Origin of the sequence: Dyadobacter crusticola DSM 16708, assembly GCF_000701505.1 — a bacterium.
In the GTDB taxonomy this organism is placed as follows: domain Bacteria; phylum Bacteroidota; class Bacteroidia; order Cytophagales; family Spirosomataceae; genus Dyadobacter; species Dyadobacter crusticola.
Window position 1 is genome coordinate 20,812 of the sequence record NZ_JNJB01000023.1, and the last position, 26,944, is coordinate 47,755.

Genomic DNA, 26,944 nt, shown 5'->3' on the forward strand with positions numbered 1-26,944 from the left:
ATGAACTGCGCGTGAACATTTTAGCCCATGCTCCAACTTGTTGATTTCGTTATTCGAAATCGTTTTTTCCTGGTTTTCGTATTGCTGGAAGTACTCAGTGTCTGGCTCATCGTGCGCAGTAATACCTATTGGGGAGCTACTTATTTCAATACCTCCAATTACTACGTTGCCAAAACACTCGCCTTCTCCAACTCAGCCCGGGAGTTTACCAAGTTGGACGAAATCAATGCAGACCTTGCCGCTGAGAATGCGAGATTGCATGCGCTCGTTACAACTTTGAACCAGAAACAGCCCGTCGATGCTCCCGCAGGTTATATTCCTGATTCAGTATTTGCTTCAAGATACACCTACACGGTGGCAAAGGTGGTCGACAATGAGACCAATAAGCAGAACAATGTACTTACCATAGACAAAGGTACCGCCCACGGGATCAAACCGGGAATGGGCGTTATTTCGGCTACCGGCGTAGTAGGAAAAGTTCGATTCTGTTCCGAGCATTATTCCGTAATCACTTCGATCCTGCATTCACAATTTATGGTATCCAGCAAATTGGTACGCAGCAAAGAGATAGGATACGCCAAATGGCCCGGAAAGGATCCAAACTTCATTGATCTGATTGACGTATCCAAGTACACGAAGATCTTCAAGGGAGACTCTGCGGTTACCTCTGACCAAAACTCGGTGTTCCCTCCTGGCATTATGGTCGGCAAGGTGGAGAGTGTAAGCGTGCACCCGAATCAGACCTTTTACAATATCACTTTAAGGCTCTCTACAGACTTCCGAAACCTCTCTTACGTTTATGTGGTACAAAATCAACAACTTGGGGAGCAGGAAAGTCTGAAAGAACGTACTATTGAGAAACGATGAGTTTAAGAGAAGCCATACAATATTCGCTGATGATCCTGCTGTACCTTTTCCTGCAGATCTTCTTTATGCGCAATATGGTCTTGTTCAACTACGCATTTTGCTTTATCTATATCGCCGGGGTTTTGCTGCTGCCAGCTGACATTGACAGGATGTATTTGCTGCTGATTGCATTTGGGATCGGTTTTACGGTCGATGTTTTTTCAAATACATTTGGCATGCATGCCTCCGCCACAGTCCTCATCGCCTACATACGCCCTTTCCTGATCCACTTTCAAATGAAGTCAAAGGGAGCCGAGAGAGCGGAGGTCGGGATCCGCACGCAGGGCTTTGGTGCATTCATTACTTACATATTTCCGCTGGTCCTGCTGCATCACTCCGTTCTTTTCTTAATGGAGATCAATCACTTTGGAATGATCCTTTATACCCTCATCCGCATTGGTGCCAGCACCCTCCTGACTACGCTCCTCATTATATTACTGGAACTTTTTTCCAAACGCTGAATATGCCAATTTGGCACAATCCTGATTTTGGCTCGGAATTTGATGTAGCTACATTAATTGTGCGATGAGCAGAAAGGCAGTTTTCGGAAATGTTGAGTTCTGTCTTTTTATAATTTTATCGTGAAGCAGTGGCTGTTAAATAGCTTCAACGAGCCATTTGTCAAAAATAATTTGTACCGTTTGGAGCTGTTATTAATCTTTGTAAATTCAGCATTCCTATGTTAGTTGCCATGTCAGAAACGCTCACGACTAATGGATACACGGATGATCTTCGTTATGAAGTATTTAACCGCGAATTCATGCCTCATATCGACTCCATGTATAACTTCGCCTTTCGCCTTACCATGGATGAAGACGATGCAAATGACCTGGTGCAGGATACTTATTTAAAAGCTTTCCGGTTTATTTCTTCGTTTGAACAAGGTACAAATGCCAAAGCCTGGTTATTTAGGATCCTTAAAAATAGCTTCATAAACGATTACCGCAAGAAGAGCAAAGAACCCTCGAAAGTCGATTACCAGGAGGTTGAAACCACATACAATTCAGAAGAAGCTTCCGACACTACTTACACTGTCGATCTGCGTGCAGATGCAGTTCAGGAGCTGATCGGGGATGAAGTAGCCAATGCATTGAACGCACTGCCGGTAGACTTCCGGACCGTGATCATCCTTTGCGATATTGAAGGTTTCACTTACGAAGAAATGGCCAAGATACTTGACATCCCTATCGGTACCGTACGTTCAAGGCTGCACCGCGCGCGTAATCTTTTGAAAGAAAAATTAAAGAGTTATGCAAGCTCAATGGGATATGATTCATAGGTTGTGAAACTTTTTTTGCAACCTATTCGGTTATAGGGTACAACAGAAACTTATTCCATTATTCTTTTCATTTTAAGTAATGAATGCATCTCCAACGACGCCTTCTGTGACAGAAGCTGCGCAAAACAAAGTCATGAAGCACACGTGTGAGCACCGCGCTCAGTGTATGAAGGTCATTCAGGCAATCCTGGATGATGAGGCGACCGAAGCTGAAAAAGACCATTTTCGTGAAAATATGGATACATGCATTCCCTGCATCGAAGCCTATCGACTTGAAAAGTGCATCAAAGACTCGCTCAACCACAAAATAGAGAAAAAGCCCTGCCCTGAAAGTATCCTCAATACGATTTTAACTAAAATCAACAGTTAAGCTGTTCGTGTGAAAGGTAAGCTCATCATATTTTCTGCCCCTTCCGGTTCCGGAAAAACTACCATCGTAAGACACTTATTAAGTAAGTATAGTAACCAGCTCGCATTCTCGGTTTCGGCTTGTACGCGCGAGAAAAGGGATCACGAAATCCCGGGTAAGGATTACTACTTTCTCTCATTAGCCGACTTCCGTCAGAAAATTGCTGACCAGGAGTTTGCCGAATGGGAAGAAGTGTACGCGGGCAATTATTACGGTACATTAAAGTCAGAAATCCGGCGCTTGTGGGGACAGGGAAAACACGTGATTTTTGATGTAGACGTAAAGGGCGGTTTGAAGCTGAAAGAAGCTTACGGCGACCAGGCTCTCGCTGTTTTTGTGAAGGTTACTTCCGAAGAAGAAATACAGCGCCGCCTTGCAGGGCGAGGTACAGAATCGGCGGATACGCTCGCTACCAGGCTCGCCAAAGTACGCTATGAGCAAAGCTTTGAGCATGAATTTGACGAAGTGCTGATCAACAATGAGCTGAACGTAGCCCTTGAAAACGCAGAAAAGCTGGTAGAACGTTTTCTTGCATCTTAACTTCACTGCATGAAAATCGGTCTATTCTTCGGGTCATTCAATCCCATTCACATCGGGCATTTGATCATCGCCAATACAATGCAGGCTACTACCGACCTTGAACAGGTTTGGTTTATCGTCAGTCCGCAAAATCCTTTTAAAAAGAACAGCAGTCTGCTGCACGAATTCGACCGCTTCGATTTGGTAGAACGGGCAATCGCTGACAATCCCGCATTCCGGGCCAGTGACATTGAGTTTCACATGCCCAAGCCAAGTTACACCATTGATACGCTGATCCGCCTTCAGGAGAAATTTCCGCAGCACGAGTTCAGGCTGATTATGGGCGAAGACAATCTGGCGCAATTTCCCAACTGGAAAAACTATGAGCAGGTACTGGAATATACTGGCCTGTATGTGTACCCGAGACCTGGATCAAAGGCGCATTTGTTTGCAAATCACAAGGCAGTAAGGTTTGTTGAAGCACCTCTGCTGGATATCTCAGCTACATTTATCCGGTCTGCGATAAAAAAAGGGATATCGATTAAATACCTCGTATCTGAGCCGGTAGAGCAACTGATCAAGATTAAGAAGTTCTACCTGTAACTACAATGGGCGGCTCTGGTAAGTAATTTCCGACAGAAGCCCCACCGCATTGAATTTTAGAATCACTTTTTCTGCATTCGAGGCCGACTGGATATTTTCGCATTGTGGACCTTTCTCCAAAAAATAGACATAGAACTTCTGGTTCCGCTCTCCAAGCTGGTGAATATCTGGCCTGCCGAGGATTTTAGTAATATCGTCCGCAAATTTCCCTTTCAACTCGTCCTGTACAGCCGTAAAGTCTTGTTTAAGCTTTCCACGAACATCTTCGCAGCCACCGCGATCAGAACGCCATTTTTTCAGGTCTAAAACGCCTAGCTTGTCTGGCGCAGAGCCGCATGCATTCAATACTACAAAAAGTATCAGGATATAAAATTTGTCCGCAAATTTCATTTTAGACAATCGCTTCGTTAAGTTTAAATTGATGCACGAAGCTACCTTATACTTCTCAATAGATGAAATTCAAAGCATTGTTTTTGGTTTTGTTTCCAATCGCATTGGCAACAAATGCGCAAGTGGCGCCGATTGATGGGACTGACTGTGCGAGGCTATTTTTCAATGCATTGCAGGAGAAAGATGCTGCTGCATTGGACCAATTACTTACCCCAGATTTTACAGTAGTTAGCTTCAATGGACAGCAGATCAGCAGGGAGCAACTGCGACAGGCGATAAGCGAAGGTTTGATCGCAGTTGAGTCTGGAATGCTTTCGGGCACCAGCACACGCAATTACCGCGATGTAGCCGTAGTAACCGGATTATGGAGTGTACGGGCAAGGTTACAGAACAGCAGCTTCCAGGGTGATTTGAGCTACATGACAATTTGTGTCAGGGCCGGTGGGAGGTGGCAGGTTTCTGCCGTGCAGCTTACGCCTGTTAACTAGCAACAAAGATGTATTCAATTAAAAAAAGGAGCCTTTGAGAGCTCCTTTTTTAATATCTGACTTTTAATTAATTAAATTCTATACATTCATCAAAGACTCACGACGGCGCATTTTACCAGCCGGAATCCCGAACATCATTTTGAAGCGGCGGCAGAAATAGGCTGTGTCTTTGTAGCCAACATCAGAACCGATCGCGCGAATGCTTTTCTTGGATGTACGAAGCAGGTCTACTGCTTTTTCCATTCTTTGGTACTCAATGTAATCCTGCGGGTTAATACCCGTCAGCATCTTGAAATACTGACCAACATAATCCTCAGACACATTTGCCACATTGGCCAGTACTTTATTGGAGAGGTCGCCGCCCAGATTGTCCTTGATATAAGCAAAAATGTCAATCAGGCGCGGATCTTTGAAGTAAGTACTGTTCGTAACCAATTGTTCAACAAACAGCTTGTTTTTGAGAATGTACCGAATGATCTCAATTACAACTTCTTCGGTCTTTATCTTAATGATACGGCCTTTACCCGGCGTATCAAGCATATCTTCTGTCAGGATCTGGTTGATTGTAGCTGCAATCTGATCGTCTCTTTTGATCAAAAACGGAGGTACATCCAGTGAAGTGAAAAAGTTGACAGTATCAAAAACCTTTGCTTCAAAAGAAATCAATCCGAAAGAGTTTGGAAGCTTTCCGATCAATGCAGGGTCGTGGCCAGCGTCGATATAGTTATCGCGGTTGGTCATGAACTCTTCGTTTGATACGGTCTTGGCTGTCTGCGTGTTACCGTAAGTCACAGTAGCGTGTTTTCCACCAGGAATGAAAAGCATATCGCCTTCTTCCACCTTCTGCGACTCCTCGGAGCCGAAAGAAACTTCCCCATCATACAGAATCGTAAGTGAATTCTGCACATCGTAGAAATTCTTAATTGTAATAGGCTGCAAAATCCGTATATGACGGGCTTTCACGAATTTTACCCCTAAAGATTCAATAATCTTATTATAATCTTCCATACTTTATATGTTTAAGGGCCCTTTCGACCGTAACTTTCAATTTTTGTACAAATCTAATAAATTGTACAAAACTAATACAAGTATAGATTGACAAAAAACTGAAAAAAAATGATATTTTGATATCATTTAAATCCAACATTTAGAATAAAATGAATTCGATATTCTAAATCAGACTATTTCAGCAGCTCCCTGGCTATCACCAGTTTTTGTATTTCAGAGGTACCCTCATAAATCTGCGTGATTTTGGCATCCCGCATCAGCCGCTCTACGTGATATTCCCGGACATATCCATAGCCTCCGTGTACCTGGACAGCTTCCGTGGTAACCCACATGGCAACGTCCGATGCATACAATTTTGCCATCGCCGCCGCCTGCACGTAATCCTTACCCTCATCTTTCAGCCGCGCTGCCTTATACACCAATAACCGCGCAGCCTCCACTTTGGTGGCCATTTCCGACAGTTTAAACTGAATTGCCTGGTGATCGCTGATCGGCTTCCCAAAAGTTTTGCGCTCTTTGGAATATTTTAAGGAGAGTTCCAATGCACCTGCCGCTATTCCCAGCGCCTGGGCAGCGATACCTATTCTGCCGCCATTCAGAACGTTCATCGCAAACTTGAACCCAAGTCCGTCTTCACCAATCCGGTTTTCCTTAGGTACAATTACATCAGAAAACATCAAAGTATGTGTGTCAGAGGCTCTAATCCCCATTTTATCCTCTTTTTTACCAACTGCAAATCCATTCCAGTCTTTCTCGACCAAGAATGCATTGATCCCGCGGTGTCTCTTTTCTGCGTCTGTTTGAGCGATAACAATGCAAACATCAGAGGTATTTCCGCTCGTGATCCAGTTTTTGGTACCATTCAGCAGGTAATGTGTTCCCTGATCGATAGCTGTTGTGTGCTGGGAAGTTGCATCGGAACCTGCTTCCGGCTCCGATAAACAGAAGGCACCAATTATTTCTCCCGTAGCAAGCCGCGTCAGGTATTTCTGTTTCAACTCCTCACTTCCATATTTTTCAAGTCCCCAGCAGACCAACGAATTATTGACAGACATGATAACACCTGCAGATGCATCAATCCTGGAAATTTCCTCCATGGCCAGCACGTACGAAAGGGTATCCATTCCGCTGCCGCCGTATTCCGGTGCTACCATCATTCCAAGAAACCCAAGCTGACCCATTTTTTGGAGCAGAACCGGATCAAATTTTTCATGAATATCGCGCTCGATAACGCCGGGCAGCAACTCATTGTTGGCAAAATCCCGTGCAGCCTCGCGCACCGATTCATGCTCTTCGCTCAGATTAAAATCCATTCCGTTTAATAATGTGGTTGTCGATTTATTGAACGCTGATTGAAAAAATGGTTATTATCAAAAATAATTTTTTGGAAAACAGCTGGCAAGCATACCGTTCCATTGGATTAAATCTTTAATATTAGCTACTCATTATCAGTAAACTTGTTTTAAGTTTGCGGCTTGATTATGCCAGATTGCAGATGCCGATTCTTACCATTTTTTACATTAAACTCCTCATTAATCTTGGGTTAACCCTCGGAATAATTTGGGCGATTACCAGGTCCGATCTTTTTTCGCGCTGGCAGTCCGGGAACGATAAATTAGTTTTCGGACTTGGATTTTTACTTTTCCGCCTCATTCCTTACATCGGGATATTCCTGATAGTCAACGAAGATCCCCGGGGAGATATTCCTTTTTTCTTTTACAAAGCAGAAGCAGCCAAAGCGGGCGGTTTTGTCTATCGTGATTTCTGGTCTTATCATGCGCCGCTCTATGCTTACATCATCAGCTTGCCGGTTTGGATCTGGCACAATGCGCGTGCGATCGTGCTATTTATGGTTTTAATGGAGTCCGGAATTCTTTGGCTTACTTATAAAACCTACAAGGAACGTTCTTCCAAAGCATTGCAGCTCGCTATTATTTACTATCTGCTCCCGGCGGGTTTCATGTACATTCTGGTAGACGGGCAGGAGGAAGTATGGTTTTGGGGCGCCGCGCTGCTGATGTGGCGCTATACACTCAAACGTCCTGAAAATTATGAAGTTGGATTAGGTATTCTCTACGCCATTTTCCTGTTGACAATCAAAGTTACATTCATTTTCCTGCTGCCGGCCGTTTTGGTTTTGGTTAAAAAGCCTGTAAAAATGCTGCTGGTGATGGCGGCTATTGGCTTGCCGGCTGTGGGCTTTCTTTACTGGCAGATTGGCGACTTGTTCCTGATGCCGATCCGACATACAGAACAGTTAATGACGCCCAACCTCTTCTCCATTGGCCGCCCATTTATCGAGTTAATCGTACCGATTGATGAGAAAAACTCGGGAATGATCAACTGGTTTGGCTTACTTTTTACTGTGTTTGTTCCGGTTTATATGGCATTTCAATCGCGGCACCGGCACATTAATGAGGTACTTCCGGGTATTTTCATCGCCTGTTTTGTTTGTATGATGATATTCCAGGCCAGCGCAATGGGCGCTTATCTGATTGCTTATTTAATGGCCGTTTTATTCGAAATCATAGATATCCGCAAAACTTTTCACGTGGCGGTTCTGCTTTTGCTGAACTGGCTTACAGTGGTGCAGCCATTCGTTTGGGTTTATATCAAACAACCTGCGTACACTTCTTTAGGTATGTTCAGCGATTTATCATATCTGTTTGAATACATTCTTGAGATTCTGAATGTGCTCTGTTTCCTCTGGATTTTGCGGGAGACTTATCGCAAGATTGTCCCGTCCAAAAACACGGTACTCGCATGAGCATAGTATTCGCCAAAATAGGCATTAGCCTGCTCTGCATCCTGTTTGTTGTTGTACTGCTGCTTTTCAGAAACAGGACACAGCATTGGCTTGAAGCGAAATCTGCAAGAGCTACACTCCTGATCAGCTGGCTTTTACTGCGACTCATTCCTTTCATTGTCATCTACATTGCAGCAGGAATGGAGCCGACATCCGATGTAAACGGATTTTGGGACGAAGCAAGCAAAGCTTCATTAGGGCAGGTTGTATATCGTGATTTCTGGTCGCCGTACTCACCATTGTATGCTTATTTTCTAGGTATTTGGTTAAAGATCTGGTTCAATGCCAAAATGATCGTACTCACAATGGCGGTCATGGATGGAATTGCGCTATTGGCCAGCTACCACTTTTTCCGGCCTTTTTTCACAAAGGGAAAATTCCTTTTTCTCGCCATTATCTACCTCCTGCTCCCAGGCTCACTTGTACTTTGCGTAATTGGCGCGCAGGAAGATGTCTGGATGTGGCTGTTTGTAATACTTGCCTACCTTATACGTGAGCGCACGTTGCGCGTTGAGTGGTATGCGGTTGTCCTGGCTATCGGACTTCTAACCACCAAGGCGATTTTCGTTTTGATATTAGTGCCGCTCTTTCTTTTGGAAAAAGAAAAGATGCGGATGTTGATTCCAATGCTGATTGTCGGAATAATTTCTTTAGGGATATTGTATCCGCTGGTTGGCTGGGAGTTCATGCAGCCACTCGATGAAGCCAAAACACTCCGTGCCCCAAATATACCTGCCATTATCAACCCGTGGTTCAACAATGGAATAGGTGTTGGGGAAAAATTCTGGAACTGGATCGGACTTGCTCTGTCGGTTGGGCTGGCTACCCTTTCAGCCTGGCGAATGCGCAATTTCGACTTTCGGATAATGCTATCAAGAGTGTGGATCGTATTGTATGCGACCATGATGATCATACAGCAGAGTGCATACAGCAACTATATTTTCCTCTTCCTCTTACCGCTTGTTTTTGTTACCATTAACTGGAAGAACAAAACGCAGCTTGCGATTTTCTTTATTTACAACATCTTGTGCGTCGTACATCCTTCATTCTGGTGGCGGCTTGGAATGCCCTGCTATATGACGCCGGGAGATACATTCGCTTCTTCACAATTGCTGATCGACTACTCCATGCAAGTTTGCATTGTCGTTATGACAGGCTACTTTATTTGGCTCGCATTTCCCAAGCACAGCGAAGTTCAGGTCAAACCGGCAGTTCTTGGCGGTATATAAAACAGAAAGGCTCCCGTGAATTGAGAGCCTTTCTGTTTCAAGCTTAGTAAATCTATTCGATCGTGTCAAAACCGCAATAAGGCACAAGTACCTCGGGTATTCTAACAGTCCCATCTGCCTGCTGGTTGTTTTCCAACAATGCAGCCAAAATCCGGGGTAATGCAAGCGCAGATCCATTCAATGTATGAAGCAGCTGCGTCTTCTTGTCAGCGCCTTTGTAACGCAGTTTAAGCCTGTTTGCCTGGTAAGTCTCAAAGTTGGACACAGAGCTGCATTCGAGCCATCTTTCCTGCCCGGCTGACCATACTTCGAAGTCGTAAGTAAGTGCCGACGTAAAGCCCATATCGCCGCCGCAAAGTCGCAGAATGCGGTATGGTAGTCCAAGTTTACCAAGCAGGCTTTTCACATGAGCAACCATTTCGTCCAGTGCTTTGTATGATTCCTCCGGTTTGTTGATCTGAACGATTTCGACCTTATCAAATTGGTGCAAGCGGTTTAACCCCCGTACGTGAGCTCCCCAGCTTCCTGCTTCACGACGGAAACAGGGCGTGTATGCTACATTTTTGACTGGCAATTCACTTTCAGCAACGATTACGTCCCGGTACAGGTTGGTGACAGGCACCTCAGCAGTTGGGATCAGGTACAGATCGTCCGCAGCATCGTGGTACATTTGACCTTCTTTATCCGGCAGCTGACCTGTTGCAAAACCGGAGTCTGCATTCACCACGATCGGAGGCTGCACTTCCGTGTAACCTGCTTTTCCAGCTTCGTCAAGGAAAAAAGCAATCATAGCCCGTTGTAAACGCGCCGCTTTTCCTTTGTAAACCGGGAAACCAGCACCGGTAATTTTGTTACCGAGTTCAAAGTCAATAATCGGAGCCTGGTTCTTGCCTAATTTCTTGATCAGTTCCCAATGCGGCAATGCACCCTGGGGCAGCGCAGGTTTGGTACCTTCTTCTAAAACCGTGACATTATCCTCAGCGCTTCTCCCTTCCGGCACACTTTCGTGCGGCAGGTTAGGGAGCTTTACCAGCTCTTCCAGCAGAGACTTTTCGACCAGCTTATGCTCCTCGTCCAGTGCTCTGGATTTTTCTTTCAAAGTCGCAGTAACTGCCTTTGCTTCTTCCGCTTCGGCCGACTTTCCTGCCTTCATCAAAGCGCCGATTTCGCGGGCCTGGTTGTTGGACGCGGCTAAGGTTTCATCCAGCTCCTGCTGGATTTCCCGCCGTTTTTTATCAAGATCAAGTATTCTTTCCACTGCTTGTTCCGCATCTTTGAAATGCTTTTTTGTAAGTCCGGCAATAGTAAGTTCCCTGTTTTCGCGAATGAAGTTTGTTTGTAACATTTCAAGTTATCAGCGTTTCCTTTTACCAGGCAGCCGCCGTTTTGTTTTAAAATATCTTTATTAAGGTGCCGTGAAGATATCCTTCATTGCGTCTTCGTAATAGAACAATCTTTCATTAAGCACATTCAGCGCTTCGGCTTTGTATTTTGAATGGATTAATAAAGAAAGATTGTGTTCAGAAGCTCCGTACGAAATCATTCGTATAGGTATATGTTTCAGAGCATCAAGTACTTTCAATGCAATACCTTCTTTATCTGCGCTGAAATTTCCTACGATGCAGATGATATTCTGATCAACGTCGTGTTCTTCCAGATCGGCAAACTCGCGCAGTTCAGCAGTAATTTTGTCCAGATTCTCTGAGTTGTCGATCGTTACAGAAACTGACACTTCCGAGGTAGTGATCATATCCACTGGCGTTTTGTATTTTTCAAATACTTCAAACACCCTGCGAAGAAATCCGTATGCATTCAGCATACGTGTTGAGTGGATGTAAATTGCCGTGATATTATCCTTTGCGGCAATTGCTTTTATCTCTCTGTCGGAGGTCTGATTTGCAATCAATGTCCCTGGCGCTTCCGGCTGCATTGTATTTTTCAGACGAACGGGAACTCCTCTCAGTTTAGCTGGTGTGATCGTACTTGGGTGTAAGATTTTTGCTCCGAAGTACGCCAGTTCAGCGGCTTCTTCAAACGTAAGCTCGCGGATCGGGAACGTCCGTTTTACTATTCTTGGATCATTGTTATGCATTCCGTCAATGTCAGTCCAGATCTGGATTTCATCAGCGCGAATGGCACCACCGATTAGTGAGGCGGTATAATCCGAGCCTCCCCGTTTCAGGTTATCAACTTCTTCCCTCGGGTTTCTGCAGATAAATCCTTGTGTGATAATGGTATCTTTATCAGGATACTGGTTCAGGATTGTTACCAGCGTATCTTCAATCACAGAAAGTTCAGGTTCTCCATCCGCATCAATGCGCATAAAATCCAGCGCCGAAAGCAGTATTGAGTTATCTCCCTTCTCTTCAAGGTACGCCTGGAACATTTTGGTACTTAGTATCTCTCCTTCCGCAACCAGTTCTTTATCCTGTTTGACCGTGAATGGCTTTATTCCCACAAGCGATTTAATGTAGCCAAACTCCGTATCCACAATCTCCTGTCCCTTTTGCAGCGACTCAGGTGTAGAATAAAGCTCTTTTACAAAAAGTGCATAATGCGTCTTAAGATCGTCGATCAACACAGCTGCTTTGGCATCATCAAATGACTTTACAGCCTCTCCGATCGCGATCAATGCATTAGTCGAGCCTGACAATGCAGACAGAACGACGATTTTCCGATTGGGATCACTTTTGAGAAGTTCGCGGATGGAATGCATACGCTCAGGCTTACCTACCGACGTACCGCCAAATTTCCAGACTTGCATAATGTAATGATTGAATGATTGAATTTTGAATGACTGAATATGTGTGTCAGCTAAGTGCTCACTGAAAGCTAATTCATGACCAAATTACAAATAGCTATGAGGTGTAGCCCTGTGCAACTTGGGCGTAAAGTCCCAGCATTTTGATGGCGGTCATTGCAGCTTCATCTCCCTTATTTCCATGAACGCCACCCGCGCGGTCGAGTGCCTGCTCCATTGTATTTGGCGTAAGCACACCGAAAATGACCGGTTTATCTGTTTTAAGACTCACATTGGTAATCCCCTGCGCTACCGCGTGATTGATATAATCGTTGTGTTTCGTTTCACCTTGAATCACAACACCTAATGCGATCACGGCATCTATATTCGGGCGTTGGGCAAACCATTGTGAAGCCAGGGTAAGTTCGAAGCTCCCGGGTACATTACCCCGCTCGATATTTTCAGGAGCGGCACCATACTGGATTAATGTGCGGTATGCTCCTTCAAAAAGTTTTTCGGTGACTTCGGAATTCCACTCTGCCACTACTACGGCGAACCGCTTTGAACTGATATCGGGAAGACCGTCGGTATTGAACACACTTAAATTCTTATCTGCGCTTGACATTGCTGTATAATCTATTCGTGGATTGTTCGATGAAATGAATAAAAAAAGGATAAAACCACGTCGGCTTTATCCTCTTTCAGAACAGAATGGTTAACCATTATTTGCCGACCTGTCCTTCTAATAGCCCCATGTATTTCTTGGCATTTACCACTTCCGTCGAAAGCGGGAACTCCTCCACTACACGTTTATAGGAAGCAACTGCATCAGCGGCCTTACCAGCTTTTTCCTGAGCCAAAGCAAGCTTCATCAGGTAAACCGGCGTAAAATATTCGTTTTTCTCGTAATCAGCGGCTTTTTGATAATAAGAGATCGCCTCAGCAGCCTGATTTTTTTCCATGTATGCGTCTCCAATCAAAGACTGGGCACGCGCGTGAATGAGCAGATCAGAAGAGCTGAAAGATTTCAGATGTTCGATTGCTTCATCATATTTGCCTTGTTTGAGCAATGCGACACCTGCATAGAAATTAGCAAGATTACTAGCGTCGGTGCCTTTGTAGCTATCAGCAATCGAAAGCAAACCTTCGTTTCCTCCGCTTCCATTCAATGCTTTCTGCAAAGAATCTGCTTCGAAATCGTAAACAACACTTGCTAAGGCATTTTGAGCTGTTCCCTCCTGGCTTTCAATATAAAAGCGGTATCCAACGAATGCAACAATTGCTACCAGTATTGCTCCTCCAATTCCTAAAACAACTTTGCGGTTCTTGATGAAAAAAGCTTCTGCCTTATTAATCTGGCCAGCTAATGCTTCCGGAGTTTCAATGATTTCAATCCCCGGTTCACCCGCGTTTTTCTTGCTCATATCAATTAATTCAATTTTGGAGTGCAAAGTTATGAAAACTTTATTAAGTCAAAACAAGTTGTAGCACAATTCTTTGTATTGCCTCGACGTGGTTCTTCAATAATATTTAGAGCTGTTATAAAGCTAGCTATTTGTTAAATTCTGCTGCTGTCCCAAAAAGAGAAAAGCGTGAAGACCATCTGCCTCCACGCTTTTCCTTATATAAGTGTTCAGAAAGTGTTACACGTACAATGGAAATTGTTTCATCCAGTTGTTCACCTCGTCTTTAATCCCAGCGATTTTGGTATCATTATCGTGGTTAATGAGCACTGTATCAACCAAATCAACAATACGTTCCATATCTCCTTCAACCAAACCGCGCGTTGTCATTGCAGCTGTTCCCACCCGGATCCCTGAGGTTACCATCGGAGATTTATCGTCGAAAGGAACCATGTTTTTATTGATGGTTATATCCGCCTTTATCAGCGTATTTTCTGCCAGCTTGCCTGTTAATCCTGACTCAATTCCATTCTTTGTACGAAGATCGATCAGCATCAGGTGGTTATCTGTTCCGCCTGAAATAATGCGGTATCCTTTATCGACAAACGCTTTCGCCATTGCCTGTGCATTACGCGCAACCTGCGTCGCATAATTGTAGTAACCTTCACTCAGCGCTTCTCCGAACGCAATTGCCTTAGCAGCAATGATATGTTCCAATGGACCGCCCTGTGTACCAGGAAATACTCCTGAATCCAGCAGCGACGACATTGTTCTTAATTGTCCTTTCTGAGTTTTAATTCCAAACGGATTTTCGAAATCATTCCGCATCATAATAACTCCACCTCTCGGGCCACGCAAAGTTTTGTGCGTAGTAGTGGTCACAATATGACAATGATCAAACGGATCCTTCAAAAGTCCTTTTGCGATAAGACCAGCAGGGTGAGAAATGTCTGCCATCAGAATTGCGCCTACCTGATCTGCGATTGCTCTCAGACGTTCGTAGTCCCAATCCCGGCTGTATGCAGAAGCTCCGCAGATCAACAGCTTCGGGCGCTCTTTCAATGCGGTTTCCTCTACCTTATCCCAGTCGATCAGTCCGGTTTCAGCCTCAACCCCGTAGAATACAGGCTGGAAATACTTACCTGAGATATTAACAGGAGAACCGTGAGTCAGGTGACCGCCGTGCGCCAGGTTGAAACCCATGATTTTATCTCCCGGATTCAGGCATGCCAGGAACACCGCAGTATTTGCCTGTGCACCTGAATGCGGCTGTACGTTAGCCCAGGTAGCACCGAACAGCTCCTTTAATCTATCAATTGCAATTTGCTCGATTTCATCAACTACCTCGCAGCCGCCGTAATAGCGTTTGCCCGGCAATCCTTCTGCATATTTGTTAGTCAATACACTTCCAGAAGCTTCCATAACCTGACGGGAAGTGAAGTTTTCAGAAGCAATAAGCTCGATCCCCGATTCCTGACGATGCTTTTCCTTATTGATCAGATCGAAAATGGTAGTGTCACGTTCAACGCTGGTGATGGTAGACATGAATGTATTTTTATGATATGGACTGAAGATGCCGCAAAAATACGAGCAATTCTTTTGTAATAAAATATTACCTGTTACTTTATGTTTCCGGTGATTTAAGCGGCAAACACACTAGTCACTTTTTAATTTAAAGGCGTATTTTTGAGAATGGAAGTTGTTTTTAAATTATTTTAAGAATATCAACTTTGTGTAGTATTTTTGCCGCAAATGTTGCAGTGTGATCGAACACCCGCACTATATTGCAGAATGTTTCTCTCTCAGTCTATTCAAAACTCTTAATAATAAATCCAGGTAAGTATGAGCCAACAAACGGTAAGTCCGCAGACAATACTGATGCAAGCTTCAAACAACGGAAAAGGTACAAACGGCACCATCGGGCAGCCAATTACCTACGAAAAAATCCCAACCCAGATATTTGCAGATTCAAAGGAAGCTTCCTACGCCGTTGCCAAGGAAATTGCTGATTTGATTCGCCAGAAGCAAAAAGAAGGTAAGCCTTGCGTGCTGGGACTTGCCACCGGATCTTCTCCCAAAACAGTTTATGCACTTCTTGTAAAGATGCATAAGGAAGAAGGTTTGAGCTTTAAAAACGTGATTTCCTTCAACCTCGACGAGTACTATCAAATGGAGCCCGACTCTATTTATAGCTATCACCGGTTCATGAAAGAACAATTGTTTGATCACGTTGATATTGCAAAAGAAAATTACTTCCTGCCAGACGGAACAGTGCCCGCTGCTTTGCTGCGTGATTACTGTACTTCTTATGAAAACAAGATCAATGCAGTAGGCGGGCTTGACTTCCAGCTCCTGGGTATAGGTGGAAACGGACACATTGGTTTTAACGAACCAGGATCTCTCATCAACTCACGTACGAGATTGATTACACTCGATCATTCTACGCGGGTAGCTGCTGGGATGGAATTCGGTGGGCTCCATAATGTTCCCCGGAAAGCAATCACTCTCGGTGTTGCTCCGATTTTGAATGCAAGAAGAATTGTGCTGCTTGCCTGGGGTGAAAGAAAAGCATCGGTAATCCGCGGAGCTGTTGAAGGTCCTGTTACCGAATTGAACCCGGCATCCTACTTGCAGGCGCACCCTGATGTTTCTTTTGTACTGGATGAAAGTGCCGCTTCCGAGCTGACCAGGATCAAAACACCTTGGGCGGTCGATTCTGTGATCTGGGATAATAAAATGATCAAAAAGGCTGTAACGCATTTATCCAAGATACTTTGCAAGCCGATTTTGAAACTCACCGATAAAGATTACAATGACAATGGTATGAGCGATTTGCTCGCACAATACGGTGCAGCTTATGAGATCAATATCAATGTATTTAATCAATTACAGCATACCATTACCGGTTGGCCGGGAGGTAAGCCCAATTCAGACGATACCTATCGTCCTGAAAGAGCGCAGCCAACTAAGAAACGTGTATTGATTTTCAGCCCGCATCCGGACGATGACATTATTTCAATGGGAGGTACCTTCCAGCGGCTTGTTGATCAAGGACACGAAGTACACGTTGCTTACCAGACTTCGGGTAACATTGCAGTTGCAGACGACGAGGCACTTCGCTTTATTGATTTCGTGGTGGATTTCAATAAAGGTTTTGGAATTGACAGTCCCGATGCAAACAAGCTTTTCCTCGACGCCAAAGAGTTTTTGAAACATACGAAAGACAGCGAGATCGATACACCGGAGATCCGCAAGGTAAAGGGATTATTAAGAAGAGGGGAAGCGAAAGCAACCTGCCGGTTTGTCGGAATTCCAACAAGTCAGGCCCACTTCCTGGATATGCCTTTTTATGAAACCGGCACAGTTCAGAAAAAGCCAATTGGTGAAGAAGATATCAAGATCATTGAAAATCTGATCGAAGAAATCAAGCCTCATCAAATCTATGCAGCTGGTGACTTTGCCGATCCGCACGGAACTCATAAGGTTTGCTGGGACGCGATCGAAGCTGCATTGCAGCGCTCGAAGCACAAGAACTTCATGAAAGATTGCTGGGTCTGGCTATATCGCGGCGCCTGGGCAGAATGGGATATTTACGAGATCGAAATGGCAGTACCGATGAGCCCTGACCAGGTCTTGAAGAAACGCCAGGGTATCTTCAAACACCAGTCGCAGAAAGACGGAGTCGTATTCCAGGGAGAAGATTCCCGCGAATTCTGGCAGAGAGCCGAAGAACGAAACCGCGGAACAGCTCATTTGTATGACTCGCTAGGCCTTGCAGAATACGAAGCAATGGAAGCCTTTGTGAGGTGGAAATTTTAGAATAGGTGAGAAACGAAACAAGCCCGGATGTTCCGGGCTTGTTTCGTTTTATAGCAAGTGTAAAATGATTTTCTGCTAAGTTATTCTACAACTCCATGTCCATCCACATTCTTTGCGCCATCTTTTCAACCATGTTCATGATTCCTTGAAACGCGCCAAATATGATGCACAGCGGCAAAATGACCGGTAGAAAGATCAGCCATTGCAAAGCCATAGTGAAATTAAATCTCTTGAAGATGGGCGTTTTCATAGTTGGATAAGGTTAATACTTACGAGTTTAGTTTCCCAAGTTATACAAATTAATTCTAGGATGCAAAGAATAAGAAGCAAAATCGGCAACTTTTCTTAATCTTTTCAATAAATAATATGATTATTCTCCATTAACAAACCTCTGCCACCTTTTCGTTCAAAATGACTGCTCGGGACGTTGGAAGAACCGGTTGCGAAAAATTTTGTTTATTTGTTATAGTAAAATTAGTCACCCCCATTCACCATGCCGTCTCCTGACATTATACAACTACTGCCTGATTCTATTGCAAATCAAATTGCAGCAGGGGAGGTTGTGCAGCGTCCAGCTTCGGTTGTGAAGGAGCTTCTTGAGAACGCGATTGATGCGCACGCTACTCAAATCCAGGTTGTTCTACGAGAAGCTGGCCGTACTTTAATTCAGATCATCGACAACGGTTCCGGTATGTCGGAAACTGATGCCAGAATGTCTTTTGAAAGGCACGCTACTTCAAAAATCAGGAAATCGGAAGATCTGTTTAGTATCCGGACAATGGGATTCAGGGGCGAGGCACTTGCCTCCATTGCGGCAGTTGCCCAAGTAGAGCTGCGCACGCGCCAGGAAGGCGATGAACTGGGTACACTGATCCGCATTGACGGCTCTGAGATCAAAGCCCAGGAAAGCATTGCGACGGTAGCAGGAACTAACCTGGCGGTCAAGAATCTTTTCTTCAATGTTCCGGCGCGACGGAATTTTCTTAAATCCAACTCTGTCGAAATGCGGCACGTTCTGGACGAGTTTCAGCGCGTTGCGTTGTCGCACCCGGAGGTAAGTTTTACATTACATCATAACGATACCGAAGTCTTCAATCTGCAGCCTGCGAAGCTTGTTCGCCGCATTGTAGATATATACGGAAAAAGTTACAGGGAACAGTTGGCTTTCTGTCAGGAAGATACTTCTTACGTAAGTGTCAGAGGCTACATTGGAAAGCCGGAGTTTGCCCGCAAAACGCGTGGCGAGCAGTTTTTCTTTGTAAATAACAGATATATCAAGCACAGCTACCTGCATCATGCTGTGATCAGCGCATTCGACGGTACAATTCCGGACGGAAGCCACCCGTTTTATGTACTTTTCCTGGAAATCGATCCTTCGCACATTGATATCAATATTCATCCGACAAAAACGGAGATCAAATTTGATGACGAGAAGTCGGTCTACGCCATTGTGATGGCCGCAGTCAAAAAAGCAGTTGGTGTTTACAATTTCTCACAATCCATTGATTTTGATGACAATGTAAATTTCTTCAATCAGGGCTTAGGTTCAGATCCTGGACTTAATTTTGTTCCCCGCACCGTAATGCCCGACTGGGCTGCTCAATCTAAAAAAGGAGATAACGGGCCAACAAAGTCGAACCTAACCAACTGGAGTAAGCTTTTTGAGGGACTTCAAAATACAGAGGATCGTGGCCGCGAGCTGGCAGCATTTGAAGTAAGTCCGGTTACCGTTTCACGCCCGGCTTACCATGAAGAATCAAAAACAGTAGCCAGCAAGATCAACAGGATGGCGTCTGAGGTAATCTCTGCGCCTGAGAGCGACGCTGTGCTTTTTCAGCTGCATAACAGGTACATCCTGTCCCAGGTGAAGGACGGAATTATGCTGATCGACCAGAAAGCCGCTTACGAAAGGATTTTATACGAGCGGTATCGTAAGATGCTGATCAACAGAAGTGGCGCATGTCAGCAACTGCTTTTCCCGAAGCGGATCAGGCTGACGCATTCGGATATGCAGCTTGTTAAAGAAACCAAAAAGGAGATTCACAGTCTTGGGTTTGAGTTCGATGAATTTGGTGCCAATGAACTGATTATTCGCGGAATTCCCGCCGATCTCCCGGAGGAGAGCGAGCAGGACCTTTTTGAAGAGCTGATCGAGCAGTTGAAACAGAGCTATTCGGATCTCAAATTAAACAAGCCCGAAAGTCTGTCAAGATCACTGGCGCGGCGCTTTTCCGTCAGATACGCAGTTAAGCTTTCGTTTGTAGAAATTCATACGCTGATTGATCAGCTGTTTGCATCTACCGATCCAAACAGAACACCTGGTGGAGAAGCCATTATCGTATTGCTGACCATGGATAAGCTGACGAGCATATTTAAAAGCTAGGAACCAAAAAGCAAGTGCGCCCCGTTCAAAAAATAAACGCTGAATTTAGATTGACATGTTAGCCATAACCCCTACTGTAAGAAATTTACTGATTCTGAATATTCTCTTTTATCTGGTTGATACTACTTTCCTAAGTTTAAGTAACATCTTCTCTCTCAGATCAGTACTTTCACCTGACTTCATGCCTTTTCAATTTGTGACTTACATGTTTTTGCATGGCAGCATCGGGCACTTGTTCGGGAACATGTTTGGTTTATTCATGTTCGGACCGCTTCTGGAGAGAATGTGGGGGCCGAAGCGATTTCTGTTTTTCTACTTTTTTACGGGTATAGGAGCAGGATTACTTTTCTCAGGAATTGATTATTTCGAGAACACACAAGTACGTCAAGCTGTTGAGATATTTACTCAGAATCCTACACCTGACGGACTAGCGGATTTTATGAGTAAATACGCGAAAGGGATTTACGAAGCGAACCTTAATTTTTTAAATAAATTTGAAGAAAATCCAACGAATACCAGTTATATTCAGGATAGTATCAATTTTGTTAATGGCTATTATCAGCGTTTGATAAATACGCCGATGGTGGGCGCCTCAGGAGCAATTTTTGGTATCTTGATGGCGTTTGGTTTGTTGTTTCCAAATACTGAGCTTTTTCTGCTCTTTGTACCGTTTCCGATTAAGGCTAAATATTTCGTTACCTTCTACGGATTGTATGAATTATATTCAGGTATTCAAAATGCTCAGTCAGACAACGTAGCGCATTTCGCCCATATCGGAGGAATGCTATTTGCATATATTTTATTGCGTTACTGGGGCACGCAAAAATCAAATTTCTATTGAAGATGAGCAATATTGTTGATGACGTAAAACGTGAATTCGCCAAATCCGAGAATGCACTTGTAAAGATTATATTGATAAACACGGCGGTATTTCTAGTTTTACTGCTATCTAAGATCATTCTGACCCTTTCTCAGGCTTCCGGTATATACCTGTTAATTATTAACTCCTTGCAGCTGCCCGCAGCTACTAACGAGTTAATCTACAAACCCTGGACGCTAATTACCTACTTTTTTACGCATGACGACATATTTCATATTCTGTTCAACATGCTGTTCCTGTACTGGTTCGGCAAGCTGGTTGATGAATATTTAGGCGCAAAAAGAGTGATCGCACTTTATATGCTGGGCGGAATAGCCGGTGGCCTGATTTACATTGTGCTCTACAATGTACTGCCATATTTTCAAGCGCAAATAGAGGGTTCAAGAATGCTCGGTGCGTCTGCTGCCGCATTTTCGGTAGCTGTCGGAGCATCAACTTTATTACCGAACTACACTTTCAATTTGATATTCCTGGGTCCTATACGGATCAAATTCATCGCTTTGTTTTACATCATATTATCACTGGCGCAAACGGTAGGCCCCAATGCTGGTGGAAATCTGGCGCACTTGGGAGGTGCTTTTGTTGGCTACGTATTTATCAAATTACTTCAAAGCGGCACAGACCTGGGGAAACCTATCTATGCAATTATGTCTGTCTGGTCAAGAATGTTCAGAAAGCGCCCGGCAATGCAGGTAACGTATAGAGAACGCCAGGTATATCGCAGCACCAGTGTTTATTCATCCACGTCATCAGGAACAATCGAAATGCCTGATCAAATGGAGATCGATAATATCCTTGATAAAATCTCTAAGTCTGGCTATGAAAGCCTGACAAAGGAGGAGAAACAGAAGTTGTTTAAGGCTAGTCAGCAAAAATAATCCGACTTAGCAGCTATTTGCTTAATTTCGCATCAGGTTAACAGACATTTAAGTGCCTAAAATCTGATATCAATTCCCCACCCTATGCTTATAACCCCTGGCAAATTGTTAGCTAAAATTGATAGTCCGGAAGATCTACGAAAACTGGATATATCAGAACTTCCCAAAGTCTGTAGTGAACTAAGGCAGTTTATAATCGATAATGTGTCTGTTTACGGCGGACATTTTGGAGCTAGTTTAGGGGTTGTTGAGCTAAGTGTTGCCTTACATTATGTTTTCAACACGCCTGACGATCAGATTGTATGGGATGTAGGCCACCAGGCTTATGGGCACAAGATCCTGACAGGAAGGAGAGATACGTTTCATTCCAATAGGACTTACGGCGGCTTGTCAGGCTTTCCAAAACGCAAGGAGAGTGTATATGACGCCTTCGGTGTAGGGCATTCTTCTACATCAATCTCGTCTGCATTAGGAATGGCTGTAGCTTCTGCTTTGGAGAAAAATTTCGAAAGACAACATATCGCAGTAATCGGAGATGGCGCGATGACCGCCGGCTTGGCATTTGAAGGAATGAACCATGCAGGCGCAACCGATTCTAACTTGCTGATTATCCTGAATGATAATTGCATGGCGATTGATCCCAATGTCGGCGCCTTGAAAGAGTATCTTACCGATATTACTACATCTCAAACCTATAACAAATTCAGGGACGAGGTTTGGAACCTGCTGGGTAAAATGAGTCACTTTGGGAAAAGTGCTCAGGAGATTGTGTCAAAAGTGGAGACGGTTATGAAGACGGCCATTTTGCGTCAAAGCAACCTGTTCGAGTCATTGGGTTTAAGATATTTCGGGCCGATCGACGGAAATGATATAAGTCATTTGACAGAGGTGCTGCACGATTTGAAAAGCATTCCAGGACCTAAGCTTCTACATTGTTTAACTGTAAAAGGCAAAGGATACGGACCTGCTGAAAAAGATCAGACTAAGTGGCACGCGCCGGGGATTTTCGATAAAATCACTGGTGAAATAAAGAAGAAAACCTACGATACACCACAAGCACCTAAATACCAGGATGTTTTTGGTCATACTATTGTAGAGCTGGCCAGGAAAAATCCGAAAATAGTTGGCATTACTCCTGCTATGCCTTCCGGTTCTTCGCTTAATCTGATGATGGAGGCTATTCCTGAAAGGGCATTTGACGTTGGTATCGCGGAGCAACACGCTGTTACGTTTTCTGCCGGAATGGCTACCCGGGGTGATATAGTATACTGTAATATCTACTCAACCTTTATGCAGCGCGCTTACGATCAGGTTGTTCATGACGTCTGCATTCAGGAATTACCTGTGATTTTCTGTCTGGATAGGGCAGGCCTGGTAGGTGCTGATGGTCCAACGCATCATGGAGTTTATGACGTTGCTTTTATGCGTTGTATCCCAAATATGGTCGTGGCCTCCCCGATGAATGAGCAGGAACTTCGTAATATGATGTACACCGCGCAACTGGAATCATTTCAGTCTGGCAAAAATGCATTTACGATTCGCTATCCAAGAGGCAACGGCGTGATGCCGGATTGGAAGACGCCGTTTGAAGAAATACAAATTGGTAAAGGCCGGAAAGTCCGCGGTGGTAGGGATCTCGCTATTCTTTCATTTGGACCGCTCGGCAATTTTGCGCTGAAAGCTTGTGAAGAGCTCGAAATGCAAGGCATCAATACAGCGCTCTTTGATATGCGCTTCGCGAAGCCTCTGGACGAGGCGTTGCTGCACGAGATCTTTGCTTCTTATGACAAGGTAATCACAATCGAGGATGGTTGCTTACAGGGAGGATTTGGGAGTGCAGTAGTTGAGTTTATGATCGATAATGGATATAGCAGCCAGGTAAGACGTCTAGGCATTCCTGACGCGATCGTAGAGCACGGCGAGCCGCAGGAATTATATGAGGAATGCGGAATGGATGTTAAAGGGATTGTTAAAGCTGTTTTTGAACTCGCCAGCACAAGTCGCAGCCAATCGTCCAAAGCTGCACTTTACTAATTCACCCCATTACGATCTCGACAGAATTGTGTCGCCGCAGTGTTTTAATTGGCCTATCGTGAAAATAGTTCCCCGGAACGCCAGACAAGGCTTCTCAACATAATGGTACAGTAGCACTTCGAGTCCGACTGTGCTAATCCAGTAAACTATATACAAGATTGGAGCATGCGCATCGATATGGCTCGCCGCTGCTATATTGATGATCTGGAAACGACAGAGTAATTGACCAGATACATTGAGTGAGATATCTTGCTTAGGTAGGTCACACCTTTGTTTATTGAGCCTCTCTTTTCGTAATGTCGTCGAACGCGGCATTATGAACACCACGCAAATACTGGTTAATAGGAAAAGCTTACGTCAGCCAGAGTAGCCGAGCCGACGAATTGTTCTTTTGCAAGCCACAAGCCAGATCAGCAAGTAGATGACGGCACTCGCTGCAAGGTACAAAAACGTGAATGTTGCCAATTTCTCCATGAGCTAGCCAGTATGACAGCAAAGTAGGCCGCCAAAATCCAGCCTATCAGAAATCCGCCCGATACAAAAAAGATATCTACCTGATCGAGAGTGCGAGAAACTGATGTAGCCAGATTTCAAATCCATGATGAATAATAACGAGCAGGATAGCTACTGCCCGCACGAAATCTAATCCAAGAACTCTATCTTCCATCAGTATCTTTCATCGCTCCCAGGTTTCCAGACTCCTTCAATGGGTACCTAAAAGTGCAGAGTGATCGCTGACCTTTCTTGAAAGTAATTCGGCTAACTATCTAATGTTTATATGAATCTTCCGCCGGGAGCTTTTAATCAATATTTGGGGCACATTGTTTTTAACTAAATGGCACGAGAGTAGCCATGCGATCAGCAAGACATAGTTCAATTCTGTTCATACAAATGGAAAAGTATCTGTCAGATGGCGAACAGTCCTTTGAGCAATGTTTCTTTTGTTCAAGAAAAAACTTTCCGTTTTCCTGAGCCGGGCAGGTGAATAGCAGGAAGTGGGCCCGACTCACCGCCGAACTTATCGACAATGATTCGTTTGAAGCTCGTTGTTGGGATGCTGGGTAACAACAGTTAGGCGTAAACGAAATAGTGCGACTTTGGCTTCCAAGTCCCCCACATGAGATATACAAGTTATGGGATTGGAAAAGACAGAGAATTAATCGTGAAGTACTAATAATTCCCAGGCAAAAGTAACTGGACTAACGCTCAATAGGACTCTTGCAGTGGACTCAATGTTAATTCATTACAAAATGACTAACTTTTTGAATTTCCCCCAAGAATTCTGCTTGATACAAAATTTAGGATCCATCCACGCGAACTCAAGGCCTTAGGCACAAAAAACGCCTTACCTTTCTGCAAGGCGGTTAAGTATTAATGGTATTGTAGCGACTACCTGCGCGGCCCGACCTACTTTACCAGGTTTGATCCGCGCCGCGCAGGCCAGGTATCATCGGCGGTTCTGGGCTAGCCCCCCGGCTTAACTTCTCTGTCCGGGGCGCGCAGTCTGGGAAGAGGGATCAAGCTGAAAATCTGGGGGGAAGTTAAGCATACAGTTTGGTAAGCCTGAATAGGAAGAATGGGATATCCCGAACACCTCTGGATGAGGAGCGAAATGCCTTGATCTTGGCATTGAAGGACTCCGCCGAAGCATTCGTGCTTCTGTTGTTGAAGAAGTTTAAAATATCCAGGTAATGCATCTGAATAGACCTGGCGACGGTTTTGAAGGAATCCAGGCCGCAATCTTCCACTGCATTGTACCATAATGCCAACTTTTTGAAGGCTTGTTCTTTGGTTTTGCCAGTGCGAAAGATCGTTCCTAATCCTGTTGCTAATAGGTAGGCTTGAGTAATGAGCGGATAGCGCTCAAAGAGCAGTTTTGAACGCTGGACCTGTGAAGCAGTCCAATTCCATTGCGGCACTTATCATAGTGTTTGAATAACAAATACCTGCTCCTAACCAGGAGCTGTTTGAGTGTATCACCGTTAGCAAGAGTTTCAGGTTGATAAGGCAAATTAGCTTGCTTTGCAGCTTCAATAGCTTGATTTTCCTGATCTAATGCTTCCCATCTGTATTTGATCCTAACTTCCTGAACGGCATCATAAGCCAATTTCTGCACATGAAAACGGTCAATAACCTTTGATGCTTTCGGGAAACATCGACTTACTATCATTCCCATGTTGGCGGCCATGTCCAAGGTCACTTCGCGCACTTTACTGCGAGTACGTTTGGGTATTTTTCGCAAAATCTCAATTACTGATGCTGCTTGCGTACCCTTCACCATTGCCAGCAAAGAACCTTTCCTGCCTTTTGCAGCCCTATTAGTTACAATCGTATAAAGTTCACCATTGGAAAGTGAGGTCTCATCGATGCTTAAATATGGGCCGACATTTTCAGGATACACAAGCCATTCTGCCGCATGCTCACGCTGGTCCCAGTCATTGTAATCACTGATATGATTTTTATACTGCTCTTGTAGTTGCTTACCGTCCAAATGAAAGTATTTTCCTAATTGAGAGCAGCTGACTGGATTATTATCAATACAAGTCCGCCCGGCGGCCCGGTTTTAAAAAATCAGCGAACTCTTTGGTCATCCGAGTCCCCTGTTGCACAACATTCCAATCCCTGCTGATAATCTCGCCGGTCTCTCTGACTTCCCAGCGCCGACGCTTGATGCAGAGCGTAACATTCTGATTGCGAATGGGAAAATCCTGAATATATATCTCCGGAAGAAAGCCTTTGGAGTCTAATTTTTGATCTTGGTATTCGGAAGGAGGAAAATTCTTTCTTCCAGGTAAATGTGCAGGCCAGGGATAGATTCAATGATTTTGGAAAGCTCAAAATAATCAAGGATGCCCTCGGGCAATAGGAAACGGACTAGGGCTTGGTAAGACTCTTGCAATGCATTCAATATTGATTCATTGCAAAAAAACTACTTTTTTAATCACCCCCCAACTTTTCGGACTGATCTGGGAAGAGGCAAACACGAAGGTCTTAGACATAAAAAAAGCCTTACATTTCTGCAAGGCTTTTTTAGTAATGGTATTGTGGCGACTACCTACTTTACCAGGTTTGATCCAAGTATCATCGGCGGTTCTGGGCTTAACTTCTCTGTTCGGGATGGGAAGAGGTGAACACCAGGCCAATAGTCACCAACAAGGTCTTCGTTGGTC

General features: G+C 44.4%; 26 protein-coding genes and 1 rRNA gene. 14 read left to right on the forward strand and 13 right to left on the reverse strand.

The window, feature by feature from the left end:
• Window positions 1-27: 27 nt before the first annotated feature.
• The 6 genes from mreC to nadD all read left to right on the forward strand — a co-directional run bounded on the left by mreC (window position 28) and on the right by nadD (window position 3,716).
• Entirely contained in the window at window positions 28-867 is an 840-nt protein-coding gene (mreC, locus tag Q369_RS0120820; RefSeq protein WP_031529691.1) for a rod shape-determining protein MreC, read from the forward strand.
• Complete coding sequence (locus tag Q369_RS0120825) at window positions 864-1,367, forward strand: hypothetical protein (RefSeq protein WP_031529692.1); 504 nt, start codon at window positions 864-866, stop codon at window positions 1,365-1,367. The genes mreC and Q369_RS0120825 overlap by 4 nt, the downstream gene beginning before the upstream one ends.
• Window positions 1,368-1,585: 218 nt before the next feature.
• Window positions 1,586-2,185 carry a sigma-70 family RNA polymerase sigma factor gene (locus Q369_RS0120830; RefSeq protein WP_031529693.1) on the forward strand — a complete coding sequence of 200 codons (600 nt, stop codon included), beginning with the start codon at window positions 1,586-1,588 and terminating at the stop codon, window positions 2,183-2,185.
• Window positions 2,186-2,264: 79 nt separating this feature from the next.
• A complete protein-coding gene (locus Q369_RS0120835) occupies window positions 2,265-2,555 on the forward strand; it encodes a phosphohydrolase (RefSeq protein ID WP_169739273.1) in 291 nt (96 codons plus the stop codon).
• A 9-nt stretch (window positions 2,556-2,564) separates the two neighbouring features.
• A complete protein-coding gene (gene gmk, locus Q369_RS0120840) occupies window positions 2,565-3,134 on the forward strand; it encodes a guanylate kinase (protein ID WP_031529695.1) in 570 nt (189 codons plus the stop codon).
• Window positions 3,135-3,143: 9 nt separating this feature from the next.
• On the forward strand, window positions 3,144-3,716 hold the full coding sequence (nadD, locus tag Q369_RS0120845; protein WP_031529696.1) for a nicotinate (nicotinamide) nucleotide adenylyltransferase: 573 nt from the start codon (window positions 3,144-3,146) through the stop codon (window positions 3,714-3,716).
• Here nadD and Q369_RS0120850 read toward each other — a convergent pair whose 3' ends face one another.
• On the reverse strand, window positions 3,717-4,106 hold the full coding sequence (locus Q369_RS0120850) for a hypothetical protein (RefSeq protein ID WP_051664179.1): 390 nt from the start codon (window positions 4,104-4,106) through the stop codon (window positions 3,717-3,719).
• 62 nt (window positions 4,107-4,168) lie between these two features.
• On the opposite strand from Q369_RS0120850, the gene Q369_RS0120855 reads away from it, so the two are divergent.
• Window positions 4,169-4,594 (forward strand): nuclear transport factor 2 family protein, encoded by a 426-nt coding sequence (locus tag Q369_RS0120855; RefSeq protein WP_031529698.1) that lies wholly within the window; start codon window positions 4,169-4,171, stop codon window positions 4,592-4,594.
• Between the two features lie 78 nt (window positions 4,595-4,672).
• On the opposite strand, the gene Q369_RS0120860 is transcribed toward Q369_RS0120855, so the two are convergent.
• Window positions 4,673-5,602 carry a helix-turn-helix domain-containing protein gene (locus Q369_RS0120860; RefSeq protein WP_031529699.1) on the reverse strand — a complete coding sequence of 310 codons (930 nt, stop codon included), beginning with the start codon at window positions 5,600-5,602 and terminating at the stop codon, window positions 4,673-4,675.
• Window positions 5,603-5,775: 173 nt separating this feature from the next.
• Window positions 5,776-6,915: an acyl-CoA dehydrogenase gene (locus tag Q369_RS0120865; protein ID WP_031529700.1), complete on the reverse strand. Its 1,140-nt coding sequence runs from the start codon at window positions 6,913-6,915 to the stop codon at window positions 5,776-5,778.
• 182 nt (window positions 6,916-7,097) lie between these two features.
• On the opposite strand from Q369_RS0120865, the gene Q369_RS0120870 reads away from it, so the two are divergent.
• Together Q369_RS0120870 and Q369_RS0120875 are read left to right on the forward strand one after the other, a co-directional pair.
• Window positions 7,098-8,369: a hypothetical protein gene (locus tag Q369_RS0120870; protein WP_031529701.1), complete on the forward strand. Its 1,272-nt coding sequence runs from the start codon at window positions 7,098-7,100 to the stop codon at window positions 8,367-8,369.
• Complete coding sequence (locus Q369_RS0120875; RefSeq protein WP_031529702.1) at window positions 8,366-9,637, forward strand: hypothetical protein; 1,272 nt, start codon at window positions 8,366-8,368, stop codon at window positions 9,635-9,637. The genes Q369_RS0120870 and Q369_RS0120875 overlap by 4 nt, the downstream gene beginning before the upstream one ends.
• A 52-nt stretch (window positions 9,638-9,689) precedes the next feature.
• Here Q369_RS0120875 and serS read toward each other — a convergent pair whose 3' ends face one another.
• The 5 genes from serS to glyA all read right to left on the reverse strand — a co-directional run bounded on the left by serS (window position 9,690) and on the right by glyA (window position 15,325).
• Window positions 9,690-10,982 carry a serine--tRNA ligase gene (serS, locus tag Q369_RS0120880; protein WP_031529703.1) on the reverse strand — a complete coding sequence of 431 codons (1,293 nt, stop codon included), beginning with the start codon at window positions 10,980-10,982 and terminating at the stop codon, window positions 9,690-9,692.
• A gap of 60 nt (window positions 10,983-11,042) precedes the next feature.
• A complete protein-coding gene (locus Q369_RS0120885) occupies window positions 11,043-12,401 on the reverse strand; it encodes an aspartate kinase (protein WP_031529704.1) in 1,359 nt (452 codons plus the stop codon).
• 94 nt (window positions 12,402-12,495) lie between these two features.
• Window positions 12,496-13,002 carry a 6,7-dimethyl-8-ribityllumazine synthase gene (ribH, locus tag Q369_RS0120890; protein WP_031529705.1) on the reverse strand — a complete coding sequence of 169 codons (507 nt, stop codon included), beginning with the start codon at window positions 13,000-13,002 and terminating at the stop codon, window positions 12,496-12,498.
• 97 nt (window positions 13,003-13,099) lie between these two features.
• Window positions 13,100-13,801 carry a tetratricopeptide repeat protein gene (locus Q369_RS0120895; RefSeq protein ID WP_031529706.1) on the reverse strand — a complete coding sequence of 234 codons (702 nt, stop codon included), beginning with the start codon at window positions 13,799-13,801 and terminating at the stop codon, window positions 13,100-13,102.
• Between the two features lie 219 nt (window positions 13,802-14,020).
• A complete protein-coding gene (gene glyA, locus Q369_RS0120900; protein WP_031529707.1) occupies window positions 14,021-15,325 on the reverse strand; it encodes a serine hydroxymethyltransferase in 1,305 nt (434 codons plus the stop codon).
• Window positions 15,326-15,658: 333 nt separating this feature from the next.
• On the opposite strand from glyA, the gene nagB reads away from it, so the two are divergent.
• Entirely contained in the window at window positions 15,659-17,599 is a 1,941-nt protein-coding gene (nagB, locus tag Q369_RS0120905) for a glucosamine-6-phosphate deaminase (RefSeq protein ID WP_031529708.1), read from the forward strand.
• Between the two features lie 85 nt (window positions 17,600-17,684).
• On the opposite strand, the gene Q369_RS29305 is transcribed toward nagB, so the two are convergent.
• A complete protein-coding gene (locus tag Q369_RS29305; protein WP_169739274.1) occupies window positions 17,685-17,849 on the reverse strand; it encodes a hypothetical protein in 165 nt (54 codons plus the stop codon).
• A 243-nt stretch (window positions 17,850-18,092) separates the two neighbouring features.
• Between Q369_RS29305 and mutL the strand changes: the two genes are divergently transcribed.
• The 4 genes from mutL to dxs all read left to right on the forward strand — a co-directional run bounded on the left by mutL (window position 18,093) and on the right by dxs (window position 23,774).
• Entirely contained in the window at window positions 18,093-19,982 is a 1,890-nt protein-coding gene (gene mutL, locus Q369_RS0120915) for a DNA mismatch repair endonuclease MutL (RefSeq protein ID WP_031529709.1), read from the forward strand.
• A 55-nt stretch (window positions 19,983-20,037) separates the two neighbouring features.
• On the forward strand, window positions 20,038-20,823 hold the full coding sequence (locus Q369_RS0120920) for a rhomboid family intramembrane serine protease (protein ID WP_031529710.1): 786 nt from the start codon (window positions 20,038-20,040) through the stop codon (window positions 20,821-20,823).
• 2 nt (window positions 20,824-20,825) lie between these two features.
• A complete protein-coding gene (locus Q369_RS0120925) occupies window positions 20,826-21,740 on the forward strand; it encodes a rhomboid family intramembrane serine protease (RefSeq protein WP_031529711.1) in 915 nt (304 codons plus the stop codon).
• An 84-nt stretch (window positions 21,741-21,824) separates the two neighbouring features.
• Window positions 21,825-23,774: a 1-deoxy-D-xylulose-5-phosphate synthase gene (dxs, locus tag Q369_RS0120930; protein WP_031529712.1), complete on the forward strand. Its 1,950-nt coding sequence runs from the start codon at window positions 21,825-21,827 to the stop codon at window positions 23,772-23,774.
• 1,541 nt (window positions 23,775-25,315) lie between these two features.
• On the opposite strand, the gene Q369_RS29990 is transcribed toward dxs, so the two are convergent.
• The 4 genes from Q369_RS29990 to rrf all read right to left on the reverse strand — a co-directional run bounded on the left by Q369_RS29990 (window position 25,316) and on the right by rrf (window position 26,928).
• Window positions 25,316-25,693: a transposase gene (locus Q369_RS29990; RefSeq protein ID WP_445438677.1), complete on the reverse strand. Its 378-nt coding sequence runs from the start codon at window positions 25,691-25,693 to the stop codon at window positions 25,316-25,318.
• Complete coding sequence (locus Q369_RS27950; protein ID WP_445438678.1) at window positions 25,603-26,265, reverse strand: ISAon1 family transposase; 663 nt, start codon at window positions 26,263-26,265, stop codon at window positions 25,603-25,605. Before Q369_RS27950 ends, Q369_RS29990 begins: the two co-directional genes overlap by 91 nt.
• A gap of 43 nt (window positions 26,266-26,308) precedes the next feature.
• Window positions 26,309-26,590 (reverse strand): ISAon1 family transposase N-terminal region protein, encoded by a 282-nt coding sequence (locus tag Q369_RS29995; RefSeq protein ID WP_445438679.1) that lies wholly within the window; start codon window positions 26,588-26,590, stop codon window positions 26,309-26,311.
• 226 nt (window positions 26,591-26,816) lie between these two features.
• Window positions 26,817-26,928 (reverse strand): 5S ribosomal RNA (gene rrf / locus Q369_RS0120950).
• Window positions 26,929-26,944 lie beyond the last annotated feature (16 nt).

Coding starts and splice junctions, on each gene's coding strand:
- serS (WP_031529703.1), bottom strand. CDS start 10,982: ATGTTACAAACAAACTTCATTCGCGAAAACAGGGAACTTACTATTGCC.
- Q369_RS0120920 (WP_031529710.1), top strand. CDS start 20,038: ATGTTAGCCATAACCCCTACTGTAAGAAATTTACTGATTCTGAATATT.
- ribH (WP_031529705.1), bottom strand. CDS start 13,002: ATGTCAAGCGCAGATAAGAATTTAAGTGTGTTCAATACCGACGGTCTT.
- mutL (WP_031529709.1), top strand. CDS start 18,093: ATGCCGTCTCCTGACATTATACAACTACTGCCTGATTCTATTGCAAAT.
- Q369_RS29305 (WP_169739274.1), bottom strand. CDS start 17,849: ATGAAAACGCCCATCTTCAAGAGATTTAATTTCACTATGGCTTTGCAA.
- Q369_RS0120850 (WP_051664179.1), bottom strand. CDS start 4,106: ATGAAATTTGCGGACAAATTTTATATCCTGATACTTTTTGTAGTATTG.
- Q369_RS0120855 (WP_031529698.1), top strand. CDS start 4,169: ATGAAATTCAAAGCATTGTTTTTGGTTTTGTTTCCAATCGCATTGGCA.
- glyA (WP_031529707.1), bottom strand. CDS start 15,325: ATGTCTACCATCACCAGCGTTGAACGTGACACTACCATTTTCGATCTG.
- Q369_RS0120925 (WP_031529711.1), top strand. CDS start 20,826: ATGAGCAATATTGTTGATGACGTAAAACGTGAATTCGCCAAATCCGAG.
- mreC (WP_031529691.1), top strand. CDS start 28: ATGCTCCAACTTGTTGATTTCGTTATTCGAAATCGTTTTTTCCTGGTT.
- Q369_RS0120885 (WP_031529704.1), bottom strand. CDS start 12,401: ATGCAAGTCTGGAAATTTGGCGGTACGTCGGTAGGTAAGCCTGAGCGT.
- Q369_RS0120830 (WP_031529693.1), top strand. CDS start 1,586: ATGTTAGTTGCCATGTCAGAAACGCTCACGACTAATGGATACACGGAT.
- Q369_RS0120835 (WP_169739273.1), top strand. CDS start 2,265: ATGAATGCATCTCCAACGACGCCTTCTGTGACAGAAGCTGCGCAAAAC.
- Q369_RS0120870 (WP_031529701.1), top strand. CDS start 7,098: ATGCCGATTCTTACCATTTTTTACATTAAACTCCTCATTAATCTTGGG.
- dxs (WP_031529712.1), top strand. CDS start 21,825: ATGCTTATAACCCCTGGCAAATTGTTAGCTAAAATTGATAGTCCGGAA.
- Q369_RS0120895 (WP_031529706.1), bottom strand. CDS start 13,801: ATGAGCAAGAAAAACGCGGGTGAACCGGGGATTGAAATCATTGAAACT.
- Q369_RS0120875 (WP_031529702.1), top strand. CDS start 8,366: ATGAGCATAGTATTCGCCAAAATAGGCATTAGCCTGCTCTGCATCCTG.
- nagB (WP_031529708.1), top strand. CDS start 15,659: ATGCAAGCTTCAAACAACGGAAAAGGTACAAACGGCACCATCGGGCAG.
- nadD (WP_031529696.1), top strand. CDS start 3,144: ATGAAAATCGGTCTATTCTTCGGGTCATTCAATCCCATTCACATCGGG.
- Q369_RS0120860 (WP_031529699.1), bottom strand. CDS start 5,602: ATGGAAGATTATAATAAGATTATTGAATCTTTAGGGGTAAAATTCGTG.
- Q369_RS0120865 (WP_031529700.1), bottom strand. CDS start 6,915: ATGGATTTTAATCTGAGCGAAGAGCATGAATCGGTGCGCGAGGCTGCA.
- Q369_RS0120825 (WP_031529692.1), top strand. CDS start 864: ATGAGTTTAAGAGAAGCCATACAATATTCGCTGATGATCCTGCTGTAC.